The following is a 25,900-nucleotide window of genomic DNA, read 5'->3' as shown; positions in this document are numbered from 1 at the left end:
CTCGCCAGAATAAAAATGACGGCATTATACTTGCTTTGTACCCGGAATCGGAAACAGCCTATATTTCTATCAGATTGAGTTTGATTTCCTGGGCAGTTTTGGCGTTGATCCGGTAGGCACGGATCTCTAAAACACCTTTTGTATTCAAGGAGATAATCAGTTGAACGGCTTCAGGATAACTGGCCAGTTCCAGATCGGTAGCAGAAGGTATGGCCGGGGCATGCGGATGAGAGTGATAAATGCCGAACAAGGTTTCGGATTTTTCACGGATGGCGCGTAAGGCATTAATCTGCTGGCCGGCATCCATTAAAAATCGGTTGTCCGGGTTGGTGGCGCTATTGTCGACCGGATAGCAACTGCTGGGTATGCCGGCCTGATTGGCCCCGATCAGGCCACAAATTTCGGCTTCCGGCGATAATTGCGCCAGATGCAATAATTGGTTGGTCAGTTTGCGCGGTAAATTGATTTCGGTGCTAATCATATTGGGTTCCATAATCCTGAGGTGACGCGAGCTTGACCGGATAAGTCGGTATGTGTACAAATATTCCGGTAATTTAAGGCCTGAAAAATGCTGCTTACCGCCTGGGCCTGATTGTAACCATGTTCGATCAATAATTGGCCGTCGAGTTTTAAACGCTGGGTGGCTTGTGCGGCAATCAGGCGAATATCCGCTAAGCCTTGTTCGGGGCTGATCAAGGCTGAGCTGGGTTCAAAGCGTACGTCACCCATTTGTAAATGTGGGTCTTCAGCGTCAATATACGGCGGATTACTGATAATCAGATCAAAGTCCTGATCGGTGATGGCCGAAAACCAGTTGGAGCGGAGTAGGGCTAGATTGTCAATCTTGTGCCGTGCGGCATTCTGTCGGGCAATGTCTAGCGCTGCTGGGCTGAAATCGCAACCGATAACTTGAGCCAAGGGGCGTTCCGTTGCCAAGGTAATAGCCAGAATACCGGAACCGGTGCCCAGATCAATGATTTTGGCGCTCTGCTGAGGTGATATTCGCGCTAGGCTGAGCTCAATCAATAATTCGCTGTCTGGCCGGGGAATCAGTACGGCAGGGCTGACTAGGAAACTGCGCGACCAGAATTCACGTTCGCCGGTCAGATAGGCAACCGGCACGCCTTGCTGGCGTTGGGCGAGCAAAGTTTGAAACGCAGATATTTGCTCCGCTGATAAGGTACTATCCGGCCAGGCGCGTAGATAGGAACGATTTTTGGTCAGGCAATGGCATAGCAATACTTCAGCGTCCAGCGCAGCGCTGGGCGAAGCGGCTGCCAATTCGGTAGTGGCCGCATTTAATAAAGACTGGATGGAATCAGGCATTCCCTAACTGCGTTAGCAATTCGGCTTGATGCTCATGGATCAGCGGCTGGATGACATGTTCCAGGCCGCCTTCCATAATTTCATCCAGCTTATACAGAGTCAGATTGATGCGATGATCGGTTAAACGACCCTGGGGGAAGTTGTAAGTGCGGATACGTTCGGAACGGTCACCGCTGCCCACTTGCAGTTTACGGTTTTCAGATTGTTCAGCATGCTGTTTTTCCTGTGCGGCTGCCAGCAGTCGCGATTGGAGCAGAGACATGGCTCTGGCCCGGTTTTTATGCTGGGAACGTTCATCCTGACATTCCACCACCACACCAGAGGGAATATGGGTAATACGAATGGCTGAATCGGTACGGTTGACGTGCTGGCCGCCGGCACCGGAAGCCCGGTAAGTATCGACGCGCAAGTCAGCGGGGTTGATGTCTATCTCATCTATGCTGTCCACTTCCGGCATGATGGCTACGGTGCAGGCTGAAGTGTGAACCCGGCCCTGGGATTCGGTTTCCGGTACGCGTTGAACGCGATGGGTACCGGATTCGAATTTAAGCTGGGAATACACGTTTTGACCGCTGACTCGGAGGACAACTTCTTTATATCCGCCGTGTTCGCCACGATTTTCGTTAATAATTTCAGTGCTCCAGCCCTGTTTTTCGGCATAACGCTGATACATGCGTGATAAATCACCAGAAAAGATGGCGGCTTCGTCTCCGCCGGTACCGGCGCGCACTTCCAGAAAGATATTGCGATTGTCATTAGGATCCTTGGGCAGCAGCAGGATTTGTAATTCCTGTTCCAGGGCTTCGCGTTGCGCCTCTCCAGCCTGAACTTCTTCCTTGGCCATTTCCCGGAGCTCAGGATCGCTGTCTTTGGCCATTTCTTTGGCAGAGGCCAGATTGCTTTCGTTGCTCAGGTAGGCTTTGTAGCAGTTTACCAATGGTTCCAATTGAGCGTATTCCTGACCCAGGCTACGGAATTGGTTTTGATTGCTTTGCACTTCCGGCTGGCTGAGCAGTACGGTGATTTCGGCGAAGCGCTCGTCGAGATTTTCTAGTTTTAATTGTATTGAAGGTTTCATCTAGCGTTATTTTAACTTAAAAATTTCCCGCGAAGCGGCGATTAAATCATGGCGCTCGTTGGCGCTGGCATCGCGTAATTGCACGCAGGGGGTATGGATTAATTTATTGGTCAGGGTATGCGCCAGGCGCTGTAACACTTGTTCGGCATCAGTGCCGTTGTTGAGTTGAGCAATGGCTTTTTGCAGCGATTCATCACGAGCCCGTTCGGCCTGGCTGCGATAATCACGGATGGTTTGCTGGGCGCCCTGGGATCGCAGCCAGATTAAAAAATGCTCCACTTGGGCGTCGATGATTTCCTCGGCTTGTTCGGCGGCGCGGCGGCGCGAATCCATATTACGATTTACGGTATTCTGTAAGTCATCGACAGTATACAGATACACATCGCTAAGCTGTTCAACCTCGGCTTCTATGTCGCGCGGCACGGCCAGATCCACCATGAACATGGGTTTGTGTTTGCGTTTTTTAATAGCGCTTTCCACTCGGCCTTTACCTAATATCGGCAACTGGCTGGCAGTGGAGGACACCACAATATCGGCTTCTGCCAAATGATTCGGCAGCTCGGAAAGTGCTATGGCAAACCCGTTAAACTGAGTTGCAAGAGCATGGGCTTTATCGTAAGTCCGGTTGGCAATGATAATTCGGCCTATGCCGTGCTGATATAAATGCCGGGCGGTCAGTTCTATGGTTTCGCCGGCACCGATCAGTAAGGCGGTTTGTTCGCTGAGTTTGTCGAAAATCTGTTGCGCCAGTTGCACTGCGGCAAATGCCACTGATACCGGGCTGGAGCCGATGGCGGTATCGGTACGAACTTTTTTGGCTGCCGAGAAGGTGTGTTGAAACAGTTTGCTGAGATTGCGGCCCAATGTGCCGGCCTGATAGGCGGCGTGATAAGCGGTTTTCATCTGCCCTAGAATTTGCGGTTCACCCAGAATCATGGAGTCCAGGCCGCAGGCTACCCGAAACATGTGGCGGATGGACTGGCTGTCTTTAAAGCTGTATAGATAAGGCGTAAATTCGGCGGGGCGGATGTGTTTGGTGTCGGCCAACCAGTCGATCAGGGCTGCATGGTCTTCGTTATCGGACTGGTAATAGAATTCGGTGCGATTACAGGTGGAAAGAATGGCCGCTTCACTAATTTCGTTAACTTTCCATAAGTTTTTTAAGGTGTTGTCAAGAATTTCTGCAGGAAAAGCCAGGCGTTCGCGTATTGCGACTGGCGCAGTGGTGTAATTGATACCTACGGCAAGCAGAGTCATTAGTTTAAAACAAGAGCGCAATAAAAGTAGGTCATTTTAAGGAATCGGCGGTTTTTATCCAAATACATTCAAAGGCAGTCTTAAATACAGTCTTAAATAACTGGTGTTTTCTGATAATCTATGCAGACAATTTTTAAATCGGGTCGTTGGCTTGCATGAATAAATGGATAAACATCTTAATACTTTTTTGTCTGACTGGGTGTGCAACATCACCGGAAAAGTCACCAGAAGGTGAAAATGAGCTGGTACAGGAAGAATTACTTGACCAGAATTTGCAGCGTAATCCGGTAATTGATGAAGAGGTACTGTATTTGCTGATGGCTGCCGAGCTAGCCGGACAGCGCAATCAATATGCAGTGGCTTTTGATGCCTATCTGCAAGCGGCGAAGCGGGTTGATGACCCGCGCATAGCGGAACGTGCAGTTAAAATAGGTTTATACCTGAAAGATGAAAAGCGTACCCAGGAAGCTTTGAAGGTTTGGTTGAGTAAAGATGCGAAAAATCTTAGCGCCAGAAAATTTGCTTTATTGTTGGCTATAAAAAATCTAGACCATAAAGGTGCCGTGGAAGACTTGAGTGTCATGCTACGCGAAGATCCAGCCGGTTTTGAAGCCAGTTTGCTGGAAATGGTTAAGTTGTTTGAAAAAGAAGGCCGGCTCCAATTTACTTACGATGCCCTAGAGGAGTTGGCTCAGCAGCAGCCTTTACAGGGAGAAGTGTTTTTTGTGCAAGCGGTATTGGCAGGAACCTTGCCGAATCAGGAATTAGCGCAGCAAAAAATTGATTATGTGCTTAAACTGCAGCCTGATTGGAATAAAGCCATTATTTTTCAGGCCCAACTGGCCGGTAGAAACGGTGATTTGGTCAAAGCCCGTCAGTATCTGGAAAAAGCCGTCAAACAAGCCCCAGGCGATGTTCAGCTTAGAAAAATGTTGATCGAAGTGATGATTAGTACAGGTGCTTATGATGATGCTGTGCGCTTATGTCAGAATGTTCTCGATGAAAAACCGGATGATGGTGATAGTTTATTTTCTTTGGCGATGATCTATATCCAGCAAAATCAGTTGGATAAAGCCGAGAACCAGCTGGAAAAATTGCTGAATAATCCAGATTGGGAAGGGCAGGCGAGTTTCTTTTTGGGTAAAATCGAGGCTCAGAGGCGTCATGTTGAGAAGGCCTTGAGTTGGTATGATCGAGTAAGTGATGGTAATTATGCTTATGATGCCGATATTGCCGCAATTTCATTATTAATTAATCAGAAACGCTTTGCTGAGGCAGAACGCAGGGTGGGTAAGGCAGAGCATAGATTTCCCGAGCAGAAACTTAAAACTTTAATGATTAAATCTGAGCTGCTAAACCAGCAGGGCAAATTTCAGGAAGCGTTTGATACCTTAAATGTGGTGATTAAAGATGTGCCGGACAATAGGGATGTGCTGTATGCCCGGGCGCTGATTGCCGAGCGCTTGGACAGATTGGATATTCTGGAAGCAGATTTACATCGGATTTTGCATAAAAATCCTGAAGATATTGCTGCTTTGAATGCTCTGGGTTATACCCTGACGGATAAAACTCAGCGATATGCCGAAGCGCAGGGTTATCTTGAACAAGCTTTGAAATTGCAGCCTGATGAAGCAGTGATTATCGATAGTTATGGTTGGTTGCAGTTCAAATTGGGTAATCAGCAACTGGCGCTGGAATATTTGAAAAAAGCTTATGCGAAATCCCCCGAGAATGAAATTGCCGCGCATGTCGCCGAAGTGCTGTGGGTGATGGGTAATACCAAGGAAGCGAAAGATGTCTTCGACAGTGCTTATAAAAAATCTCCTGATGACGAATATCTGCAATCATTTAAAAAGCGCTATTTAACAGCCGAGCCAAAATGAAGCGTTGGGTTTGGATTTTGGCAGCTTGTTTGCTGCTGCATGGTTGCGCTCTGACACCTGATAAATCGACCGATATCAGTCAAATAGTGCAAATGCGCAACCAGCAATCCCCTGCAAACTGGTCTTTTCAGGGGCGATTGGCTGTGGTTGCTGATAAAGATGCTTTTTCAGCCAGCATCAATTGGAAGCACCAATCTAGTGAGGATGAGATTGAACTGAGTGGGCCTTTGGCTCAGGGTAAGGTTTTGATCAGTGTCACGCCAGGCAGCGTGGCGATAGATAATGGCGATCAGGTACGCCACTATCAGGGTGATGCGGATAGTGTCATCAATGCACAGCTGGATATCAAAATTCCGGTGACGGCCTTGAAATATTGGGTGCTGGGGCTCACAGACCCACAGCAGTCTTATCTTGCTCTTGATAATGGTTTTGTGCAATCCGGTTGGCAGATCAGGTTTATCGAGTTGCAGTCGGTAGGCGACTTGGTGTTGCCCAAAAAAATCACTGTGCAGGATGAGCATAATCGAGTGAAATTAATTGTGGATCAATGGAGTCTAACGTGACCGAAAACCCGGCAGCGATAGCGGGATGGCGCGAAAAATGGCCGGCGCCAGCCAAATTGAATTTGATGTTGAAAATAACCGGTCGGCGTGCTGACGGTTACCATTTGTTGCAGACTGTATTTCAAATCATTGACTTGTGCGACTGGCTGACATTCCATCCATTATCTGAGGATAAAGTCTGTTTACAAGAACAGATCCCAGGTGTTGCCGAGACGGATGAATTGACGGTGCGTGCGGCTAAATTGCTCAAGCAGCATACTGGCTACGCGGGTGGTGTCAGGATAGAGCTGGAAAAAAATCTGCCGATGGGCGGCGGTTTGGGTGGAGGTAGTTCTGATGCGGCAACTACTTTGGTGGTTTTGAATCGGCTTTGGGATTTGCGTCTGAGCCAGCAACAGCTCATGCAATTAGGTTTGCAATTGGGTGCAGATGTGCCGATATTTGTATTCGGCCATTCGGCCTGGGGTGAGGGAGTAGGTGAGGAATTACAAGCTATTACCTTGCCTGAGTACTGGTTATTGATCATAAAGCCAGATTGTCATGTCAATACAAGGCAGATTTTTTTAGCAGAAGGCTTGACAAGAAACAGTGCATCCATCAAAATGATCGACTTTATCGCAGGGGATTACAGTAACGATTGCACGGCAATTGTTACCAGTATGTATCCGGAAGTTAAAAACGCCATTAGGGCTTTGTCAGAGTTTGGCGAGGCCAGATTGACAGGGACAGGCGCTTGTGTGTTTGCAGTATTTGTTGATGAAAATGCTGCGCGCGCTGCTTATGCAGCGCTGCAAAGTGAGTGGGTTGTGTATTTGGCTAGAGGTCAAAACCAGTCGCCACTGTACAAGAAATTAGACAGGGAATAAGTCAATCAGTTAATTGGGCTGTCGCCAAGCGGTAAGGCACGAGGTTTTGATCCTCGCATACCTAGGTTCGAATCCTAGCAGCCCAGCCATAATCTCCATACGATCAAATCCCTGGGAGTCTTGAATGCGTGAGGCCTCGATAATGGTATTTACGGGTAATGCCAATAGAGCGTTGTCCGAAGGTATTGTGAGGAAGCTCAATATGCGTCTCGGCATGGCGACAGTTGGGCGGTTTAGTGACGGCGAGATTTATGTCGAGATAGAAGAAAATGTGCGTGGCCGCGATGTTTTTATCGTTCAGCCCACCTGCACGCCAACAAATGAAAATTTGATGGAATTGCTGGTGATGATAGATGCGATGAGACGGGCGTCAGCCGCAAGAATAACTGCCGTTATTCCGTATTATGGTTATGCGCGTCAAGATAGACGCTCCCGGTCAGCTCGGGTACCTATAACAGCCCGATTGGTTGCTGATATGATAGGTAATGCCGGTGCAGACAGGGCGCTGACAGTTGATTTGCACGCCGACCAGATTCAGGGTTTTTTTGGGATTCCGGTCGACAATGTATATGCGTCTCCAATTTTACTTGGTGATGTCTGGCGGCAAGAGTACGAAAATTTAATCGTGGTTTCGCCGGATGTGGGTGGTGTAGTACGTGCCAGGGCCTTGGCCAAGCGTCTTGATGATGCTGATTTGGCGATTATAGACAAACGCCGGCCTAGGGCAAATGTATCGGAAATTATGCATATCATAGGTGATGTAGAAAGCAGAACCTGTGTTATGGTCGATGATCTGGTCGACACTGCTGGTACTTTGTGTCACGCCGCTGAGGCTTTAAAAAAGCATGGTGCCAGTAAGGTGGTGGCTTATTGTACCCACCCGGTTTTGTCTGGCTCGGCATTATCTAATGTCAGGAATTCGGTGCTGGATGAATTGGTAGTAACCGATACCATTCCGTTGACGGAAGAGGCGTTGGCAATAGGTAAGATTAGGCAGTTAAGCGTGGCGGAAATACTGGCGGAAACCATACGACGCATAGCAGTCGGCGAGTCTGTTAGCTCGCTTTACGTTGATTAGATAAACAATTAAGTAGTGCTTGTATAACAGGCTTGTGGAGATAAAATGGCTAACGTTTTTGAATTTGTTGCGGAAGCCCGCAGTGGTTTAGGTAGTATTGCGGCGAGAGCTGAGCGTCGTCAAGGCAAAGTGCCTGCGGTAATCTATGGTGGTGAAAAGCAGCCGGAAAATTTGGTGCTGGATCACAATGAAGTAGTCAAGCATCTGGCTCATGAGGCGGTTTATTCGCACGTGCTGGATCTGAAAATCGGTGACAGAACTGAAAAAGCGGTGCTCAAGCATATTCAGCGTCATCCAGCTAGACCGCAAATCCTGCATATCGACTTTTTGAGGGTTGATAATACCCATAAATTAAAAGTGCATGTACCTTTGCATTTCATCAATGAAGCGACATCGGTTGGTGTAAAAAAGGGTGGTGTTGTTACTCATTTGTTGGTTGATGTAGAGGTTTTGTGTCTGCCTACTGCTCTACCGGAATATATTGAAGTGGACTTGGCGGCAGTTGATGCTGGTGCTACCATTCATTTGTCCGATTTGGTGTTGCCGCACGGTGTTGAGATTTTGGCCTTACAGCACGGTGCTGAGCATGATCACCCTGTTGTGCAAATTGTTAAAGCCAGAGCGTCTGACGAAGCCTAGGCAAAACTGGTCTTAAATGATAAAGCTAGTCGTTGGCCTGGGTAATCCAGGTCATCAATATGAAAAAACCCGGCATAACGTCGGGTTTATTTTTTTGGATGAGCTGGGTTTTACGTATCGGGCTGGCTGGTCGACGGTGTCACAGTTTCAGGGTGAAGTTGCCAGTTGTGTTATTGCTGGGCAGCAGTTGATTTTATTAAAGCCGCAGACTTTTATGAATAAAAGTGGTGGTGCAGTAGGTAAATTGTTGCGCTACTACAAGATTAAGCCGGAACAGATGCTGGTTGTGCATGATGAGTTGGAGTTGGCCGAAGGTGTCTGCAAATTAAAGCGGGACGGTGGTCATGCCGGGCACAACGGATTGCGTGACATCATTGCCAACATTGATAGTCGGGATTTTTACCGCTTACGCATTGGTATAGGTCGTCCGCAAACCGGGGCGAATATAGCTGACTATGTATTGTCAAAGCCCAGCCAGGATGGTCTTATTCAGTTGGAAAATGCGGTTCGTTTTGGTTTGGCTCATATGGATGAATTATTGGCAGCCAAGTTGGTAGAATTTAATCAACTGGCGCAAGTTTAGCCGGTCCAAGGCTGAATGTTTGCGTTTTGGCTGGCCTTGCCGAGTGGATTAAGTAAGAAAATATACAAAAATAAAAAAAATAGACTTGACCTAGGATAAGAACATAGGCATAATTTATTGATTAAATGAAGGAGGGGTTCCCGAGCGGCCAAAGGGATCAGACTGTAAATCTGCCGGTTCTACCTTCGGAGGTTCGAATCCTCCCCCCTCCACCATCTTATTTGAATTGGATCTGCGGGTGTAGTTCAATGGTAGAACTCCAGCCTTCCAAGCTGATTGCGTGGGTTCGATTCCCATCACCCGCTCCATCTCTTGATTAAAGTTTAAGATGCTCATATAGCTCAGTAGGTAGAGCACTTCCTTGGTAAGGAAGAGGTCACCGGTTCAAATCCGGTTATGAGCTCCAGTTTTTGATTGTTTCTGTTGTAGGGTGTTTTCGTAATGGCAAAAGAAAAGTTTGAAAGAAAAAAACCGCACGTTAACGTAGGAACCATTGGTCACGTTGACCACGGTAAGACCACATTAACAGCGGCATTGACCAAAGTAATGGCCGAGCTGCAAGGCGGCGAAGTAAAAGCTTTCGATCAAATCGACAATGCGCCAGAAGAGCGTGCGCGCGGTATTACTATTTCGACCTCGCACGTAGAATACGAATCAGCCAAACGCCACTACGCTCACGTAGACTGCCCAGGCCATGCTGACTATGTTAAAAACATGATCACTGGTGCGGCGCAAATGGATGGTGCGATTCTGGTTTGCTCTGCAGCGGATGGCCCAATGCCACAAACCCGTGAGCATATCCTGTTGTCAAGACAGGTTGGCGTACCTTATATCGTGGTATTCCTGAACAAAGCCGACATGGTCGACGATGCTGAATTGATCGAACTGGTTGAAATGGAAATTCGCGAACTGTTAAACCAATACGAATTCCCAGGCGACGACACCCCGATCATCGTGGGTTCAGCCCTGAAAGCCCTGGAAGGCGACACCAGTGAAATCGGCGTACCTTCAGTGGTCAGACTGGTAGAAGCATTAGACAGCTATATTCCAGAGCCAGAGCGGGCAATCGACGGTAAATTCCTGATGCCTATCGAAGACGTTTTCTCCATTTCCGGTCGTGGTACTGTCGTAACCGGACGTGTTGAGCGTGGCATTATTAAAGTAGGTGAAGAGGTCGAAATCGTTGGCATTAAACCAACCGTTAAAACCACTTGCACCGGTGTGGAAATGTTCCGCAAACTGCTGGATCAAGGTCAGGCAGGCGATAACGTAGGTGTACTGTTACGCGGCACCAAACGTGATGACGTTGAACGTGGTCAAGTATTGGCTCACGTTAACAGCATCAAACCACACGCACATTTCAATGCCGAAATTTACGTATTATCCAAAGAAGAGGGTGGTCGTCATACGCCATTCTTCAACGGCTACCGTCCACAGTTCTACTTTAGAACGACCGACGTAACCGGAGCTGTGGATTTGCCCGAAGGTGTGGAAATGGTTATGCCTGGCGATAATATCTCGGTAATCGTCAAACTGATTTCTCCCATTGCGATGGAAGATGGTTTGCGTTTTGCCATCCGTGAAGGTGGCCGTACCGTTGGTGCTGGTGTAGTTGCTTCCATCATCGCATAATACAGAGCAATAAAAGCAGGTTTCTGAATAGGTCAGTAGTTCAATTGGTAGAGCAGCGGTCTCCAAAACCGCAAGTTGGGGGTTCGAGTCCCTCCTGGCCTGCCACTCAGAAAATGTTAGATATTTTTACAAGTTAATTAAATGAATGCACAGGCAGAAGAAGTCACATCAGTAGTTGACATTGTAAAGCTGGTTCTATCGCCAATATTTGTGGTAGCCGGTGTCGTAGGGTTTTATTATTTCTCCGACTTGCAATTGTTATATAGAGTGCTGTTGCTGCTGGCAATAGTCGGCGCAGCCGTTGCTGTCAGTTTTAGAACTGCCAAAGGCCGTAGCGTTTGGGGGTTTATACTGGAATCTAAGCAAGAGTTTGCCAGGATCGTATGGCCCACACGTGATGAAGCAGTCCGTACAACCTTGCTGGTTATTGCAATGGTGTTTATTGTTGGATTGGTGCTTTGGTTACTCGACATGTTCTTGTTTTGGGGAATTCAGCTGTTGATGAACCAAGGAGTAAAATAATGGCCCTGCAATGGTATGTGGTACATGCCTATTCCAACTTCGAAAATAAAGTTAAGCAGGCCTTGGAAGAGCGCATAGTTCGTGATGGTTTGCAGGAATATTTCGGCAAAATCTTGGTGCCGACTGAAGAAGTAGTTGAAATGCGCATGGGTCAGCAGCGCAAAAGTGAAAGAAAATTTTTTCCAGGCTATGTTCTGGTGCAAATGGAATTGAATGACATAACATGGCATTTAGTCAGAAATGTGCCTAGAGTATTAGGTTTTATCGGTGGTGCATCCGATAAACCGTCGCCGATTACCGAAAAGGAAGCCATGGCTATCCTGAGTCGAGTTGAAGAAGGCGTTAATAAGCCTAGGCCAAAAGTATTGTTTGAAGTTGGCGAAGTGGTCAGAATTATCGACGGTCCATTCAAAGATTTCAATGGCAACATAGAAGAAGTTAATTACGAAAAAAGTCGTCTGCGCGTGTCGGTACTTATTTTCGGTCGTTCTACTCCTGTCGAGCTTGAGTTTGGCCAGGTAGAAAAAGTCTAATTAATTTTCTGAAGCGGTTTACGAATCCCTGCTATTCCACTGGCGGGGATTTTTGTTTGTTGGGGAGCTGAAAAGCGTTTGTACCCGTTGGGAGCATAAAATGGCAAAAAAGATTGATTCATATATCAAGTTACAGGTAAAAGCCGGTGAGGCAAATCCAAGTCCACCAATTGGCCCAGCGTTGGGTCAGCGCGGCGTCAATATCATGGAGTTCTGCAAAGCGTTCAATGCCAGAACTGTAGAAGTAGAAAAAGGCTTACCATTACCAGTTGTAATCACCGTTTATAGTGATAAAAGCTTTACCTTCATCACTAAAACACCACCTGCTACCGTATTGCTGAAAAAAGCTGTTGGTATCAAAAGTGGCAGCAGCAAACCGAACACCACTAAAGTTGGTACGGTCACTCGCGCCCAATTGGAAGAAATTGCCAAAACTAAAATGGAAGATTTGAATGCTGCAGACTTGGAAGCAGCGATAAAAATTATTGCGGGAAGCGCTCGCAGCATGGGTTTGAACGTGGAGGGCGTGTAATGGCTAAAATCAGTAAACGAGCTAAGGCTATCAAAGAAAAAGTAGTCAGAAGCAAGCAATACAGTGTTTCTGAAGCTGTTGGACTGTTAAAAGAATTTGCAAACAGCAAATTTGATGAATCAGTTGATGTCAGTGTTAACTTGGGTGTTGATCCTAGAAAATCCGATCAAAATGTTCGTGGTGCTTCAGTATTGCCAAACGGTACCGGTAAAACCGTGCGTGTGGCTGTATTTACCCAGGGCCCAAATGCTGATGCCGCGCGTGAAGCCGGTGCAGATATCGTCGGTATGGATGATCTGGCTGAACAGGTTAAAAGAGGCGAGCTGAATTTTGATGTCGTGATTGCCTCACCGGATGCTATGCGCGTGGTTGGTCAATTAGGTCAAATCTTGGGTCCTAGAGGCCTGATGCCTAATCCAAAAGTCGGCACTGTGACCGCTGATGTGGCAACTGCAGTGAAAAATGCCAAATCCGGTCAGGTCAGATACCGTACCGATAAATCCGGCATTATCCATTGCACCATCGGTAAAGTTTCATTTGATGAACTGTCGCTAAAACAAAACCTGGAATTTTTAATTGCAGATTTGAAAAAAGCCAAACCAACCGCAGCCAAAGGCATCTACCTGAAAAAAATCTCCTTGTCTTCGACTATGGGGCCAGGGCTGTGGTTAGATCAAACCAGTATTGATATTTAATACCAAATCAAATCGTAAGACTTTGGGTTGCCGTGTAAACGGCAGCCGTCAAAGACCGTAGGGGCCTCAGGCTTAATAATCCTACGCAGACGGAAGCTGGAGCCGCAAAGCTGGTGATAGGGACCGTAAGGGGCATCTGCAAAGATGCGTTTTATAGCTGCCGACGCAAGTTGGTAAAGTACCGGAGGTAGAAATGGCACTCAATTTAGATAGCAAAAAAGTTGTCGTAGAAGAAGTTGCTGAATTCGCCGCTAAAGCCCATTCAGCAGTAGCCGCTGAGTATCGTGGTTTAACAGTAACTCAATTGACGTTGCTGCGTAAAACTGCGAGAGAAACAGGCGTTTACTTACGCGTAGTAAAAAATACGCTGGCAAGACGCGCTGTTGCTGGAACAGAGTTTGAATGTATGCAAGCTGGGCTGGTCGGGCCGTTAATTCTGGCGTTTTCATTAGAAGATCCAGGTAGCGCTGCCAGACTTATTAGCGATTTTGCCAAAACCAATAACAAACTGGTTGCCAAAGTTGTGGCAATCGGCGGACAGGCCTTTGATGGTTCTGAACTTGAGCGCTTGGCAAGATTGCCGACTCGCGATCAAGGCATCAGCATGCTGATGTCAGTCATCCTGGCTCCTGTTGAGAAATTGGCACGCACTCTGGCTGAAGTCAGAGAGCAAAAGCAAGCTGCATAATTCACTTGGTTACAGTTAAATAACTCATATAAATTTTAGAGGAAATTCATAATGGCAATTTCGCAAGAAGATATTTTAGAAGCAGTCGCTAACATGACTGTATTGGAAATCGTTGATTTAATTTCAGCGTTTGAAGAAAAATTTGGTGTTTCTGCTGCAGCTGCTGTTGCGGTTGCTGCACCAGCTGCTGCTGCGGCAGTGGTTGAAGAGCAAACTGAATTTGATGTCATTCTGACCAGCTTCGGTGAAAACAAAGTATCAGTTATTAAAGCAGTTCGCGGCTTAACAGGCTTAGGCTTGAAAGAAGCTAAAGACGCTGTAGAAGGTGCGCCAACTACTGTTAAAGAAGCTGTCAGCAAAACTGAAGCTGAAGCGGCTAAAAAAGAGCTGGAAGCTGCGGGCGCTACAGCTGAAATCAAATAATTACTTTGATAGTAATTCAGGCATAAGCCTACCAAACTGGGCTGGCGGCATTCTGTCGTCGGCCTTTTGCTGTTTGTAAAACAGACAGTAGTAAATAATCTCTGACGAAGAAGGTATAGAAGCAATATGACCTATTCTTTTACCGAAAAAAAACGTATCCGTAATAATTTTGGAAAAGGTACTGAAGTACTTGAAGTTCCCTATCTTTTGGCAACGCAAATCGATTCGTATGCAAACTTTTTGCAATCCGGCATAGAGCCGGAGAAAAGACGTAATCAAGGTTTGCATGCCGCATTTTCAAGTGTATTTCCGGTAGTAAGTCACTCCGGATATGCGGTACTGGAATATGTCAAATATCGTCTGGGCGAACCTGCATTCGACGTAAGAGAGTGTCAGCAGCGTGGTGCTACTTTCTCGGCACCACTAAGAGTTTTAGTGCGCCTGGTCATCTATGATAAAGATGCGCCGGCCAGCACCAAGGTAGTCAAAGATATTCGTGAACAGGAAGTTTACATGGGTGAACTACCGTTAATGACCGAAAATGGTACTTTCGTCATCAATGGCACTGAGCGCGTGATTGTTTCGCAGTTACACCGTTCCCCGGGTGTGTTTTTCGACCATGATAAAGGCAAAACTCACTCCTCTGGAAAATTATTATTCAACGCCAGGGTCATCCCCTATCGCGGCTCATGGCTGGACTTTGAATTCGATCATAAAGATGCCGTATATGTGCGGATAGACAGACGCCGTAAAATACCGGCCACCATCCTGCTTCGTGCCCTGGGCTATGATAACGAAGCGATGATCAACATCTTCTTTGAAACCAACAAGTTTCTGTTGAGCAGCGACAAATTCATGTTCCAGGTGGTGCCTGAGCGTTTGCGCGGCGAAATGGCCGTGTTTGATATCAAACACGAAGGAAAAGTCCTGATCGAAGAAGGTCGGCGGATTACCGCCAAACACGTGCGCCAGCTGGAAAAAGCTGGTGTCAACGTAATTGAAGTGCCGCGCGATTATCTGTATGGCAAAATTCTCGGCCACAATGTCATTGATCAAAGTACAGGCGAATTATTGGCCAATGTTAATGACGAATTGACCGATAATCTGCTGCAAAAATTAATTGATGCCGGTATTGAAGAAGTCAATACATTGTACGTCAATGACTTGGATCGTGGCCCTTATATATCCAACTCCATGCGCCTGGACGCCACAACCAACCGGATGGAAGCGTTGGTTGAAATTTATCGGATGATGCGTCCCGGTGAGCCACCCACTGCAGAATCAGCCGAAAATCTGTTTGAAAACCTGTTTTTTACCGATGAGCGCTATGACTTGTCTGCCGTTGGGCGGATGAAATTTAACCGCCGCTTGGGTCGGGAAGAAATCGAAGGCACCGGCACCCTGAGCAATTCGGACATCATTGATGTGCTGAAAGAACTGATTAAAATCAGAAACGGCAATGGAACAGTCGATGATATCGATCATTTGGGTAACAGACGTGTGCGCTCTGTCGGTGAAATGATAGAAAACCAGTTCCGCATCGGTCTGGTCAGAGTTGAACGTGCTGTTAGAGAGCGTTTGACCTTGGCGGATTCCGAGGGCTATATGCCGCAGGAAATTATCAATGCCAAACCGGTTTCTGCTGCCGTAAAAGAGTTTTTTGGTTCCAGCCAGCTTTCCCAGTTTATGGATCAGAACAACCCATTGTCTCAAGTTACCCACAAACGCCGGGTTTCGGCACTGGGTCCTGGTGGTTTAGCCAGAGAACGAGCAGGTTTTGAGGTGCGCGACGTACATACCACCCACTATGGTCGGGTATGTCCTATTGAAACGCCTGAGGGACCAAACATCGGTTTGATCAACTCTCTTTCAGTCTACGCCAGAACCAATGAATACGGTTTTCTGGAGACCCCGTACCGCCGGGTAGTTAGTGGTACAGTGACTGATCAGGTTGATTATATTTCTGCGATTGAAGAAGGCGAATATGTCATCGCTCAGGCCAGTGTGGCCGTTGATGAAAACGGTAAACTGGTTGAGGGCTTAGTATCTTGTCGTTATAAAGACGAGTTTACCCTGGCTTCATCCGATACAGTACAGTATATGGATGTGTCATCAAAACAGATCGTTTCGGTAGCAGCATCCATTATTCCGTTCCTGGAGCATGACGACGCCAACCGGGCCTTGATGGGTTCCAACATGCAACGTCAGGCCGTTCCTACCTTGCGCGCGGAAAAGCCGCTGGTCGGTACTGGTATGGAACGTGTGGTAGCCAAAGACTCAGGTGTAACTGTAGTAGCTACTCGGGGTGGTCGGATTGAAGCCGTCGATGCAGCGCGTATCGTGGTACGGGTTAATGATGATGAAACCGTAGCCGGCGTACCCGGTGTGGATATTTATAATCTGATCAAATATACCCGATCCAACCAGAACACTTGTATTAACCAAAAACCGCTGGTGAAATTGGGCGATATCGTCACAAAAGGCGATATCCTGGCAGATGGTCCATCCACAGATTTGGGTGAATTAGCGCTGGGTCAGAATATGCTGATTGCCTTTATGCCCTGGAATGGTTACAACTTCGAAGACTCCATCCTGGTGTCGGAACGTGTGGTTAAAGAAGATCGTTTTACCACCATTCATATCGAAGAAAAAACCTGTGTGGCGCGCGAAACCAAACATAGTCCAGAAGAAATTACTGCTGATATTCCGAATGTCAGCGAAGAAGCCTTATCCAAATTGGATGAGTCCGGTATTGTTTATGTAGGTGCCGAAGTAAAAGGCGGCGATATTCTGGTCGGCAAGGTTACTCCTAAGGGTGAAACCCAATTGACACCGGAAGAAAAACTGCTGCGTGCCATTTTCGGGGAAAAAGCTGCTGATGTGAAAGACACTTCCTTGCGGGTACCTGGTAATGTTCGCGGTACAGTTATCGATGTGCAAGTGTTTACCCGTGATGGCGTCAAAAAAGACAAGCGTGCTTTGGAGATTGAAGAAGCGGAAATCAAACGCTACCGCCAGGATCTCGATGACCAGTTAAAAATTGTCGAACACGATATCTTTGCCCGGGTAAAAGCCTTGCTGGTTGGTAAAAAAGCTGAAAAAGGTCCACAAAACCTGAAAAAAGGCGAAGAAATAGCGCTGGATTATCTGGATACCCTGACCAACAGCGAACTGTTGAAAATCAAAACTCAGGATGAAGATGTCAATCTGCGCCTGGAAACCGTTGCCGAGCAAATTGAACAGCAACGCAAAGAGTTTGAAGAACGTTTCGAACAGAAAAAGAAAAAAATCACCATGGGCGACGACTTGGCGCCGGGTGTATTAAAAATGGTCAAAGTTTATTTGGCTGTGAAAAAGCGCATTCAGCCCGGTGATAAAATGGCCGGTCGACACGGTAATAAAGGGGTTATCTCCCAAATCGTGCCGATTGAAGACATGCCATATACCGCAGACGGTAACCCGGTCGATATATTATTAAACCCATTGGGTGTTCCATCGCGGATGAACGTTGGACAGGTGTTGGAAACTCATTTGGGTTGGGCAGCCAAAGGTCTGGGCATCAAGATCGGCAAAATGCTGGAAACCCAGGCCAAAATTGCTGAAATCAGAGGCTTCCTGGAGCAGATCTACAACTGCAGCGGCAGAAAAGAAGATTTACAATCGTTCTCGGATAAAGAAATTGTGGAATTAGCCGTTAATCTGGTTGGTGGTGTACCAATGGCCACTCCGGTATTTGATGGCGCCTCGGAAGAAGATATCCGTACCATGCTGAGACTGGCTGATTTGCCGGAACATGGTCAAACCGTGCTGTATGACGGCTTGACTGGTGAACCGTTCGAACGCAAAGTTACGGTAGGTTATATGTATATGTTGAAACTGAATCACTTGGTGGATGACAAAATGCATGCCCGGTCAACCGGTCCATACAGTCTGGTGACTCAGCAGCCGTTGGGTGGTAAAGCCCAGTTTGGTGGTCAACGTTTCGGAGAGATGGAGGTCTGGGCTTTGGAAGCATACGGAGCAGCCTACACCTTGCAGGAAATGCTGACGGTTAAGTCTGATGACGTGACTGGCAGAACCAGGATGTATAAAAATATCGTTGACGGTAATCATTCAATGGAAGCCGGTATGCCGGAATCCTTCAACGTATTGGTAAAAGAAATACGTTCGCTGGCGGTCAATATCGAAATGCGTGAAGATTGATTGCTGACTGAACGATACTGATTCAGAATAAAACCGGATAACATTTAAAGAGGATAAGCTCTTGAAAGATTTAATGAATTTCCTTAAGCGTCAAGGTCGTACCGATGATTTTGACACCATCCGTATAGGCTTGGCTTCTCCTGACATGATACGTTCATGGTCGTATGGCGAAGTTAAAAAACCAGAAACCATCAACTACCGCACCTTTAAACCAGAGCGGGACGGCTTGTTTTGCGCCAAAATTTTTGGCCCTATCAGCGATTACGAATGTTTGTGCGGTAAATACAAGCGTCTCAAACATCGCGGTGTGATTTGTGAAAAATGTGGTGTGGAAGTCACATTATCAAAAGTACGTCGGGAAAGAATGGGTCATATTGATCTGGCCAGCCCGGTTGCCCATATCTGGTTTTTAAAATCGCTGCCCTCCAGAATTGCATTGTTGCTGGACATGACCCTGCGCTCCATCGAACGGGTACTGTACTTTGAAACATTCGTGGTCACTGATGCGGGTATGTCGCCGTTGGAAAAAGGTCAATTGCTCAGCGACGAAGAGTATTTGAATGCGGTAGAAGAGCACGGCGACGATTTCGTGGCAAAAATGGGTGCGGAAGCGATTTATGATCTGCTGAAATCCATAGACCTGAAAGATGAAATTAACAAGCTGCGGGAAGAAATCAATTCCACTAATTCCGACACCAAAATCAAAAAACTGTCGAAACGACTAAAAGTCATTGACTCTTTGCTGGCCTCGAATAATCGTCCAGAATGGATGATTATGACCGTATTACCGGTATTGCCGCCTGAATTACGGCCTCTGGTACCGCTGGACGGTGGTCGTTTTGCCACTTCGGACCTGAACGACTTGTATCGCCGCGTAATCAATCGAAACAATCGTTTGACCAGGTTGCTGGATTTGAATGCGCCGGATATCATCGTGCGTAATGAAAAACGCATGCTGCAGGAAGCGGTCGATGCATTGCTGGATAATGGCAGACGTGGTCGCGCCATTACCGGCAGTAACAGAAGGCCGTTGAAATCTCTGGCGGATATGATTAAAGGCAAACAAGGCCGTTTCCGCCAAAACCTGTTAGGTAAACGGGTGGATTACTCCGGGCGGTCTGTTATCGTGGTTGGTCCAACCTTGCGGTTGCATCAGTGCGGTTTGCCTAAAAAAATGGCTTTAGAGTTGTTCAAGCCTTTTATCTTCAGCAAACTGCAGTTGCGTGGCCTGGCCACTACGATTAAAGCAGCCAAAAAAATGGTGGAGCGCGAAGGTGCTGAAGTCTGGGATATTCTTGAAGAAGTAATCCGTGAACATCCTGTATTACTGAATCGTGCACCAACATTGCACAGATTAGGCATTCAAGCATTTGAACCCATCCTGATCGAAGGTAAGGCCATTCAGTTGCATCCACTGGTGTGTAGCGCGTTTAACGCCGACTTTGACGGTGACCAGATGGCTGTGCATATTCCATTATCGGTGGAAGCCCAGCTTGAAGCGCGTACCCTGATGATGGCGACCAATAATATTCTGTCGCCTGCTAACGGAGAACCCGTTATCAACCCGTCCCAAGACGTGGTTTTGGGTTTGTACTACATGAGTCGGGAAAAAATTAACGCGGTAGGTGAAGGCAGTATATTTGTTGATTCCTCTGAAATTTTGAAAGCGCTGGACAGCAAAACAGTGGAGCTGCAGACCAAAATTCAGGTTCGTATCACCGAAAAACTGAAAAACGCCGAAGGCAAGTTCGATTCTGTAGTCAGTAGAAAGCAAACCACTGTTGGGCGTGCCCTGATTTGGGATATCGTTCCCGATGGAATGCCTTATGAATTGGTCAATGTCGATATGACCAAGAAAAATATCTCCAATCTGATTAACTACAGCTATCGTTATCTGGGTATCAAAGAAACCGTGATACTGGCTGATCAGATTATGTATATGGGTTTTAAATATGCTACCCGCTCCGGTGTGTCTTTCGGTATCGAAGATATGGAAATACCAGCCAAAAAGGCCGACATTATTCGGGCGGCAGATGCCGAAGTTAACGAAATCCAGAATCAATACGCTTCAGGTTTGGTAACCGATGGTGAGCGCTACAATAAAGTAGTGGATATCTGGTCTCGGGCAAATGATCAAGTTGCCAAAGTGATGATGGAAGGTCTGGGCGAAGACGAAGTTGTCGATGCCAAAGGTGATACCGTCAAACAAAAATCCTTCAACTCCATCTTTATGATGGCGGAATCAGGCGCGCGGGGTTCTGCCGCTCAGATTCGGCAGTTGGCTGGGATGCGTGGTTTGATGGCCAAACCGGATGGTTCCATTATTGAAACCCCAATTACCGCCAATTTCCGTGAAGGTCTGGACGTACTTCAGTACTTTATTTCTACTCACGGTGCTCGGAAAGGTTTGGCTGATACCGCACTTAAAACCGCTAACTCTGGGTATCTAACCCGGCGCTTGGTTGACGTTGCTCAAGATTTGGTGATTGCCGAAGAAGATTGCGGCACCCAAAACGGCTTGACCATGACGCCGATTATCGAAGGTGGCGACGTGGTGGAACCTTTGGTCGAGCGGGTATTAGGTCGGGTCGCGGCACATGATGTTACCGATCCATCAGGCGAAACCGTATTAATTGCGGCTGGCACCATGATAGATGAGAATCTGGTGGCTATCCTGGAAGATTATGGTGTGGATAAAATGTTGGTGCGTTCGGTTATTACCTGCGAATCCCGACATGGTGTTTGCGGTAAATGTTACGGACGCGATTTGGGTCGTGGTCATTTGGTTAATATCGGTGAAGCGGTCGGTGTGGTTGCGGCTCAATCCATTGGTGAGCCCGGCACCCAGCTGACTATGCGTACCTTCCATATCGGTGGGGCAGCATCTCGATCAGCGGCAGTGAGTAGTGTGCAGGTTAAATCCGGCGGTACCGTTAAACTGAATAACCTGAAAACCGTCAAAAACCGGGAAAACAATCTGGTTGCGGTCTCGCGTTCTGGTGAAGTTGGGGTCATGGATGATTATGGTCGGGAGAGAGAGCGCTATAAAATTCCTTATGGTGCAGTATTGTCTATCGAAGACGGTAGCGTTATCACTTCCGGTCAAATCATCGTTAACTGGGATCCGCATACTCACCCAGTTATTACAGAGGTGGACGGCTTTATCCAGCTGATAGATTTTATGGATGGTATTACCGTACAGGAACAATCTGACGATGTTACTGGCTTGACCTCGCGGGTAGTTACCGATCCTAAACAGCGTAGCTCGGCAGGTAAAGAATTGCGGCCTATGGTACGTCTGCTAGACGAACAAGGTGGTCAAATCAATCTGCCTGGTACCGATATCCCGGCGCAATACTTTTTACCCGCCGGCGCTATCGTAGGTGTCAAAGACGGTGGAGAGGTAAAAGTAGGTGATGTACTGGCCAGGATTCCTCAGGAATCCAGTAAAACCCGTGATATCACCGGTGGTTTGCCACGGGTTGCGGATTTGTTTGAGGCTCGTAAAACCAAAGATCCGGCTATATTGGCCGAAGCGACTGGTATTGTCTCCTTCGGAAAAGAAACCAAAGGTAAACAGCGCGTCATTATTACTGATTCAGAAGGTGAGCAATACGAGACCCTAATTCCTAAATGGCGGCATATCACCGTATTCGAAGGTGAGTTTGTGGAAAAAGGTGAAACCATTGCTGAAGGTGAATTAACGCCGCACGATATCCTGAGGTTACGCGGTATAGAAGAACTGGCAGATTATCTGGTTAAAGAAATTCAGGATGTCTACCGCTTGCAGGGTGTGAAAATCAATGACAAGCACATTGAAGCTATCATCCGGCAAATGCTGAGAAAAGTCGAAATCACTGCATCTGGTGAAACCGACTTCGTTAAAGGTGAGCAAGTAGAGCGTAGTCTATTGAATGCAGTGAATGATCAGGCCGAAAAGGATGGCAAAATACCAGCCAGCTATGATTCTATTTTGCTGGGTATTACCAAAGCCTCACTGGCTACCGAATCCTTTATCTCGGCGGCATCCTTCCAGGAAACCACCAGAGTACTCACAGACGCAGCGGTACGCGGTATCAGTGATGGTCTGAATGGCTTGAAAGAGAATGTGATTGTCGGTAGATTGATACCTGCTGGTACCGGTTTGGCGTATCACGAACAGCGCCGGAAAAGAAGAGGCACAGATAATTTGGCGGTTAACGATTCGGCTGCGCAGGCAGCTGAAACCGTCAATGTTGAAGAAGCTTTGAAACAAGCGTTAAATATTGAGTAGAAGTAAACAAAAAATTCTTGACCTTGTGTGGCAGTGGTTGTATGATGATCTGCTCACATGAGTCAAGAGATTTAGGTCTGGCAGCAGTGATCGGCGCCCGTATAGGCGCTGATTTTGTTTGTTACAAATTGCATAACGGAGTAGTTAAGAATGGCCACGATCAATCAGTTGGTCCGTAAGCCTCGTGCTAAAAAAATTGAAAAAACCAATGTTCCAGCGTTGGAGGCCTGTCCGCAAAGACGAGGTGTTTGTACGCGTGTGTATACCACTACGCCGAAAAAACCTAACTCGGCTTTACGTAAGGTAGCCAGGGTAAGATTGACCAACGGGGCTGAAGTCAGTAGCTACATTGGTGGCGAAGGTCACAATCTTCAGGAGCACTCTGTGGTTCTGATCAGAGGTGGCCGGGTTAAAGATCTACCTGGTGTGCGCTATCACGTGGTACGCGGCAGTCTTGATACTTCGGGTGTCAAGGATAGAAAGTGCGGGCGCTCCAAATATGGCGCTAAGAGACCTAAGAAATAAAGGCTGGTAACAAATGTCAAGAAGAAGAGTAGCAGCAAAAAGAATAGTCAATCCGGATCCGCGATTCGGTAGTGATATGTTGTCAAAATTCATGAATATGATCATGGAGAGCGGCAAAAAATCAGTTGCGGAAAAGATCGTATACGGTGCTTTGGATGTCATCGAAAGCAAAGGGCATAAAGAGTCGCTTGAATTGGTGGCAAAAGCCCTGGAAAACGTTCAGCCACGTGTGGAAGTAAAATCCAGACGGGTTGGCGGTGCTACTTATCAGGTGCCGGTAGAAGTACGTCCAGCCAGAAGACAGGCTTTGTCTATGCGCTGGTTGATAGATGCGGCGCGTAAACGTAATGAAAGAACCATGTCGGCTAAATTGGCTGGTGAATTGCTTGATGCCTCTGAAGGTCGTGGTGCAGCAGCTAAAAAACGTGAAGATACCCATAGAATGGCTGAAGCTAACAAAGCATTTGCACATTATCGTTGGTAATCGATCAGAAGGTTGGCAGGGTGGCTAGAGTAACACCTATAGAGCGCTATCGTAATATAGGCATCATGGCCCATATTGATGCCGGCAAAACCACCACTACAGAGCGGATCCTGTTTTATACCGGTGTCTCGCATAAGTTAGGGGAGGTGCATGACGGCACTGCCACAATGGACTGGATGGAGCAAGAGCAGGAAAGAGGTATTACTATTACTTCAGCAGCAACTACATGTTTCTGGCTAGGTATGGAAAAGCAGTATCCTCAGCATCGCATCAATATCATTGATACACCGGGACATGTCGATTTTACCATCGAAGTGGAACGGTCATTACGGGTTCTAGATGGTGCCTGTGCAGTGTTTTGTGCAGTAGGTGGTGTAGAGCCGCAATCAGAGACGGTTTGGCGGCAGGCTAATAAATATCATGTGCCGCGCTTAGCCTTCATCAACAAGATGGATAGGGTAGGGGCGAATTTTCTTCGGGTGGTTGAGCAAATCAAAACCCGTTTAGGTGCCAATGTGGTGCCGGTACAATTGCCGATAGGCAGTGAAGAAAATTTTATTGGTGTCGTAGATTTATTGCGGATGGAAGCAATTTATTGGGATGATGCCAGTATGGGCTTGGTATTTAGAACAGAGCCGGTTCCTGCAGAAATGCGGAATGACGCTGAAAAATGGCGTGAAAAGATTATTGAAGCAGCGGCTGAAGGAAGTGAGGCGCTGACAGAGAAATATTTAGAAGAAGGTGTGCTGAGCGATGCTGAGATCAAACAGGGTATCAGGTCGCAAGTATTACTGAACAAGATAGTGCCAGTGTATTGTGGGTCGGCCTTTAAAAATAAAGGCGTGCAAAGCTTATTGGATGGCGTGATCGATTATTTGCCGTCGCCCTTAGACAAAGAAGCGGTCAAATGCGCAGACGCAAGTGTAGAACGGACCGCTGATGATCAGCAACCGTTTGCAGCTTTGGCATTTAAAATTGCCACGGATCCATATGTTGGCATATTAACTTTTATTCGGGTTTACTCCGGGGTTTTAAAATCCGGCGAGGCAGTATTAAATGCCGCGAAAAATAAAAAAGAACGTATTGGTCGTATTGTACAGATGCATGCCAATAGTCGTGAAGAGTTAGCTGAAGTCAGGGCCGGTGATATAGCTGCTGTGATAGGCTTAAAAGACGTAACGACTGGAGATACGTTTTGCGACATAAACGCGCCGATTGTGTTGGAGCGCATGGAGTTTCCCGAACCGGTGATCTCGATAGCGGTAGAGCCAAAAACTAAGGCTGACCAAGACAAAATGGGTGCGGCCTTGGCAAGGTTGGCACAAGAAGATCCCTCCTTCCGGGTGAGTAGCGATGCTGAATCAGGGCAAACTATCATTTCCGGGATGGGTGAATTACATCTGGAAATTATTGTTGACCGGATGAAGCGCGAATTTAATGTCAGCGCCAATATTGGTGCGCCACAGGTGGCGTATCGGGAAACCATTAAAAAAACCGTTGAATGCGAGGGTAAATTTATCCGGCAATCCGGTGGCCGCGGTCAGTATGGGCACGTGTGGCTAAGGCTGGAGCCTAATGAATTAGGCGCAGGTTATCAGTTCATAAACGCAGTTGTCGGTGGTTCGATTCCAAAAGAATACATACCGGCGATTGATAAAGGCATACAAGAACAGATGGAAAATGGCATAATAGCTGGTTTTCCGGTTGTGGATGTAAAAGTTAGCTTGTTCGATGGGTCATATCATGATGTGGATTCGAATGAAATGGCTTTCAAAATAGCAGGATCCATAGGCTTCAGGGATGGCGCGGAAACTGCAAATCCAGTGTTGCTTGAACCCATCATGAAGGTTGAGGTGGTAACACCCGAAGACTATATGGGTGAGGTAGTCGGTGATATTGCGCGGCGTAGAGGCATGATACACGGAATGAGTGATCTGCCGGCAGGAAAAGCCATAGAATGCGAAGTACCACTGGCCGAAATGTTTGGATACGCGACCGATCTTAGGTCAGCGACTCAGGGAAGGGCAACATATAGTATGCAGTTTGAAAAATATAACGAAGCACCTGCAAATATTGCGGAAGCTATAATTAGAAAAGTATCTTGATTCCAAAATTAT

General features: G+C 47.0%; 22 protein-coding genes and 5 tRNA genes. 23 read left to right on the top strand and 4 right to left on the bottom strand.

The annotated features are described in order from the left end of the window. Window positions 1-58: 58 nt before the first annotated feature. The 4 genes from KEF85_RS13300 to hemA are packed head-to-tail and all read right to left on the bottom strand — an operon-like array spanning window position 59 to window position 3,661. The gene (locus tag KEF85_RS13300) at window positions 59-481 is read right to left on the bottom strand and encodes a M67 family metallopeptidase (protein ID WP_215581333.1); all 423 of its coding nucleotides are present in this window, start codon (window positions 479-481) and stop codon (window positions 59-61) included. Beyond that, complete coding sequence (prmC, locus tag KEF85_RS13295) at window positions 478-1,326, bottom strand: peptide chain release factor N(5)-glutamine methyltransferase (RefSeq protein WP_215581331.1); 849 nt, start codon at window positions 1,324-1,326, stop codon at window positions 478-480. Before prmC ends, KEF85_RS13300 begins: the two co-directional genes overlap by 4 nt. Next, on the bottom strand, window positions 1,319-2,404 hold the full coding sequence (gene prfA, locus KEF85_RS13290; protein ID WP_215581329.1) for a peptide chain release factor 1: 1,086 nt from the start codon (window positions 2,402-2,404) through the stop codon (window positions 1,319-1,321). The genes prmC and prfA overlap by 8 nt, the downstream gene beginning before the upstream one ends. A 6-nt stretch (window positions 2,405-2,410) precedes the next feature. Beyond that, window positions 2,411-3,661 carry a glutamyl-tRNA reductase gene (hemA, locus tag KEF85_RS13285; RefSeq protein ID WP_215581327.1) on the bottom strand — a complete coding sequence of 417 codons (1,251 nt, stop codon included), beginning with the start codon at window positions 3,659-3,661 and terminating at the stop codon, window positions 2,411-2,413. Between the two features lie 155 nt (window positions 3,662-3,816). Between hemA and KEF85_RS13280 the strand changes: the two genes are divergently transcribed. The 23 genes from KEF85_RS13280 (at window position 3,817) to fusA (ending at window position 25,888) form a co-directional block, all read left to right on the top strand. Then, window positions 3,817-5,544 (top strand): tetratricopeptide repeat protein, encoded by a 1,728-nt coding sequence (locus KEF85_RS13280; RefSeq protein WP_215581325.1) that lies wholly within the window; start codon window positions 3,817-3,819, stop codon window positions 5,542-5,544. Next, the gene (gene lolB, locus KEF85_RS13275; protein ID WP_215581323.1) at window positions 5,541-6,107 is read left to right on the top strand and encodes a lipoprotein insertase outer membrane protein LolB; all 567 of its coding nucleotides are present in this window, start codon (window positions 5,541-5,543) and stop codon (window positions 6,105-6,107) included. Before KEF85_RS13280 ends, lolB begins: the two co-directional genes overlap by 4 nt. Continuing rightward, entirely contained in the window at window positions 6,104-6,973 is an 870-nt protein-coding gene (gene ispE / locus KEF85_RS13270; protein ID WP_246534950.1) for a 4-(cytidine 5'-diphospho)-2-C-methyl-D-erythritol kinase, read from the top strand. The genes lolB and ispE overlap by 4 nt, the downstream gene beginning before the upstream one ends. A gap of 14 nt (window positions 6,974-6,987) precedes the next feature. Beyond that, window positions 6,988-7,062 (top strand) — tRNA-Gln (locus tag KEF85_RS13265). Window positions 7,063-7,097: 35 nt separating this feature from the next. After that, a complete protein-coding gene (locus tag KEF85_RS13260) occupies window positions 7,098-8,051 on the top strand; it encodes a ribose-phosphate diphosphokinase (protein WP_215581320.1) in 954 nt (317 codons plus the stop codon). A 45-nt stretch (window positions 8,052-8,096) separates the two neighbouring features. Further along, window positions 8,097-8,690 carry a 50S ribosomal protein L25/general stress protein Ctc gene (locus tag KEF85_RS13255; protein ID WP_215581318.1) on the top strand — a complete coding sequence of 198 codons (594 nt, stop codon included), beginning with the start codon at window positions 8,097-8,099 and terminating at the stop codon, window positions 8,688-8,690. Window positions 8,691-8,706: 16 nt separating this feature from the next. Next, window positions 8,707-9,273 (top strand): aminoacyl-tRNA hydrolase, encoded by a 567-nt coding sequence (gene pth / locus KEF85_RS13250; RefSeq protein ID WP_215581316.1) that lies wholly within the window; start codon window positions 8,707-8,709, stop codon window positions 9,271-9,273. Between the two features lie 130 nt (window positions 9,274-9,403). Then, window positions 9,404-9,488, top strand: a tRNA-Tyr gene (locus tag KEF85_RS13245). A gap of 19 nt (window positions 9,489-9,507) precedes the next feature. Then, window positions 9,508-9,581, top strand: a tRNA-Gly gene (locus KEF85_RS13240). 22 nt (window positions 9,582-9,603) lie between these two features. Then, window positions 9,604-9,679, top strand: a tRNA-Thr gene (locus tag KEF85_RS13235). Window positions 9,680-9,714: 35 nt separating this feature from the next. Next, window positions 9,715-10,905, top strand: coding sequence for an elongation factor Tu (gene tuf / locus KEF85_RS13230; RefSeq protein ID WP_215581314.1), 1,191 nt, complete (start codon window positions 9,715-9,717; stop codon window positions 10,903-10,905). A gap of 29 nt (window positions 10,906-10,934) precedes the next feature. Further along, a tRNA-Trp gene (locus KEF85_RS13225) sits at window positions 10,935-11,010 on the top strand. A gap of 36 nt (window positions 11,011-11,046) precedes the next feature. Then, complete coding sequence (gene secE, locus KEF85_RS13220; protein WP_215581312.1) at window positions 11,047-11,427, top strand: preprotein translocase subunit SecE; 381 nt, start codon at window positions 11,047-11,049, stop codon at window positions 11,425-11,427. Then, complete coding sequence (gene nusG, locus KEF85_RS13215; protein WP_215581310.1) at window positions 11,427-11,960, top strand: transcription termination/antitermination protein NusG; 534 nt, start codon at window positions 11,427-11,429, stop codon at window positions 11,958-11,960. Before secE ends, nusG begins: the two co-directional genes overlap by 1 nt. Window positions 11,961-12,060: 100 nt before the next feature. Continuing rightward, complete coding sequence (gene rplK / locus KEF85_RS13210; protein ID WP_215581308.1) at window positions 12,061-12,492, top strand: 50S ribosomal protein L11; 432 nt, start codon at window positions 12,061-12,063, stop codon at window positions 12,490-12,492. Beyond that, window positions 12,492-13,187, top strand: coding sequence for a 50S ribosomal protein L1 (gene rplA / locus KEF85_RS13205; protein ID WP_215581306.1), 696 nt, complete (start codon window positions 12,492-12,494; stop codon window positions 13,185-13,187). The genes rplK and rplA overlap by 1 nt, the downstream gene beginning before the upstream one ends. 193 nt (window positions 13,188-13,380) lie before the next feature. Then, entirely contained in the window at window positions 13,381-13,875 is a 495-nt protein-coding gene (rplJ, locus tag KEF85_RS13200; protein ID WP_215581304.1) for a 50S ribosomal protein L10, read from the top strand. A 51-nt stretch (window positions 13,876-13,926) separates the two neighbouring features. Further along, window positions 13,927-14,298 carry a 50S ribosomal protein L7/L12 gene (rplL, locus tag KEF85_RS13195; protein WP_215581302.1) on the top strand — a complete coding sequence of 124 codons (372 nt, stop codon included), beginning with the start codon at window positions 13,927-13,929 and terminating at the stop codon, window positions 14,296-14,298. A gap of 126 nt (window positions 14,299-14,424) precedes the next feature. Further along, window positions 14,425-18,501, top strand: a complete 4,077-nt coding sequence (gene rpoB / locus KEF85_RS13190; RefSeq protein WP_215581300.1) for a DNA-directed RNA polymerase subunit beta — start codon at window positions 14,425-14,427, stop codon at window positions 18,499-18,501. Window positions 18,502-18,562: 61 nt separating this feature from the next. Beyond that, window positions 18,563-22,774 (top strand): DNA-directed RNA polymerase subunit beta', encoded by a 4,212-nt coding sequence (gene rpoC, locus KEF85_RS13185; RefSeq protein ID WP_343222096.1) that lies wholly within the window; start codon window positions 18,563-18,565, stop codon window positions 22,772-22,774. 150 nt (window positions 22,775-22,924) lie between these two features. Next, complete coding sequence (gene rpsL / locus KEF85_RS13180; protein WP_013820393.1) at window positions 22,925-23,299, top strand: 30S ribosomal protein S12; 375 nt, start codon at window positions 22,925-22,927, stop codon at window positions 23,297-23,299. Window positions 23,300-23,312: 13 nt separating this feature from the next. Further along, complete coding sequence (gene rpsG, locus KEF85_RS13175; protein ID WP_215581298.1) at window positions 23,313-23,783, top strand: 30S ribosomal protein S7; 471 nt, start codon at window positions 23,313-23,315, stop codon at window positions 23,781-23,783. Between the two features lie 20 nt (window positions 23,784-23,803). Next, window positions 23,804-25,888: an elongation factor G gene (fusA, locus tag KEF85_RS13170; RefSeq protein WP_215581296.1), complete on the top strand. Its 2,085-nt coding sequence runs from the start codon at window positions 23,804-23,806 to the stop codon at window positions 25,886-25,888. Window positions 25,889-25,900 lie beyond the last annotated feature (12 nt).

This window comes from Methylomonas paludis, assembly GCF_018734325.1.
Lineage (GTDB): Bacteria > Pseudomonadota > Gammaproteobacteria > Methylococcales > Methylomonadaceae > Methylomonas > Methylomonas paludis.
Note: the sequence above shows the minus strand (reverse complement) of the source record. Positions and strands in the feature narration are given on the sequence as shown.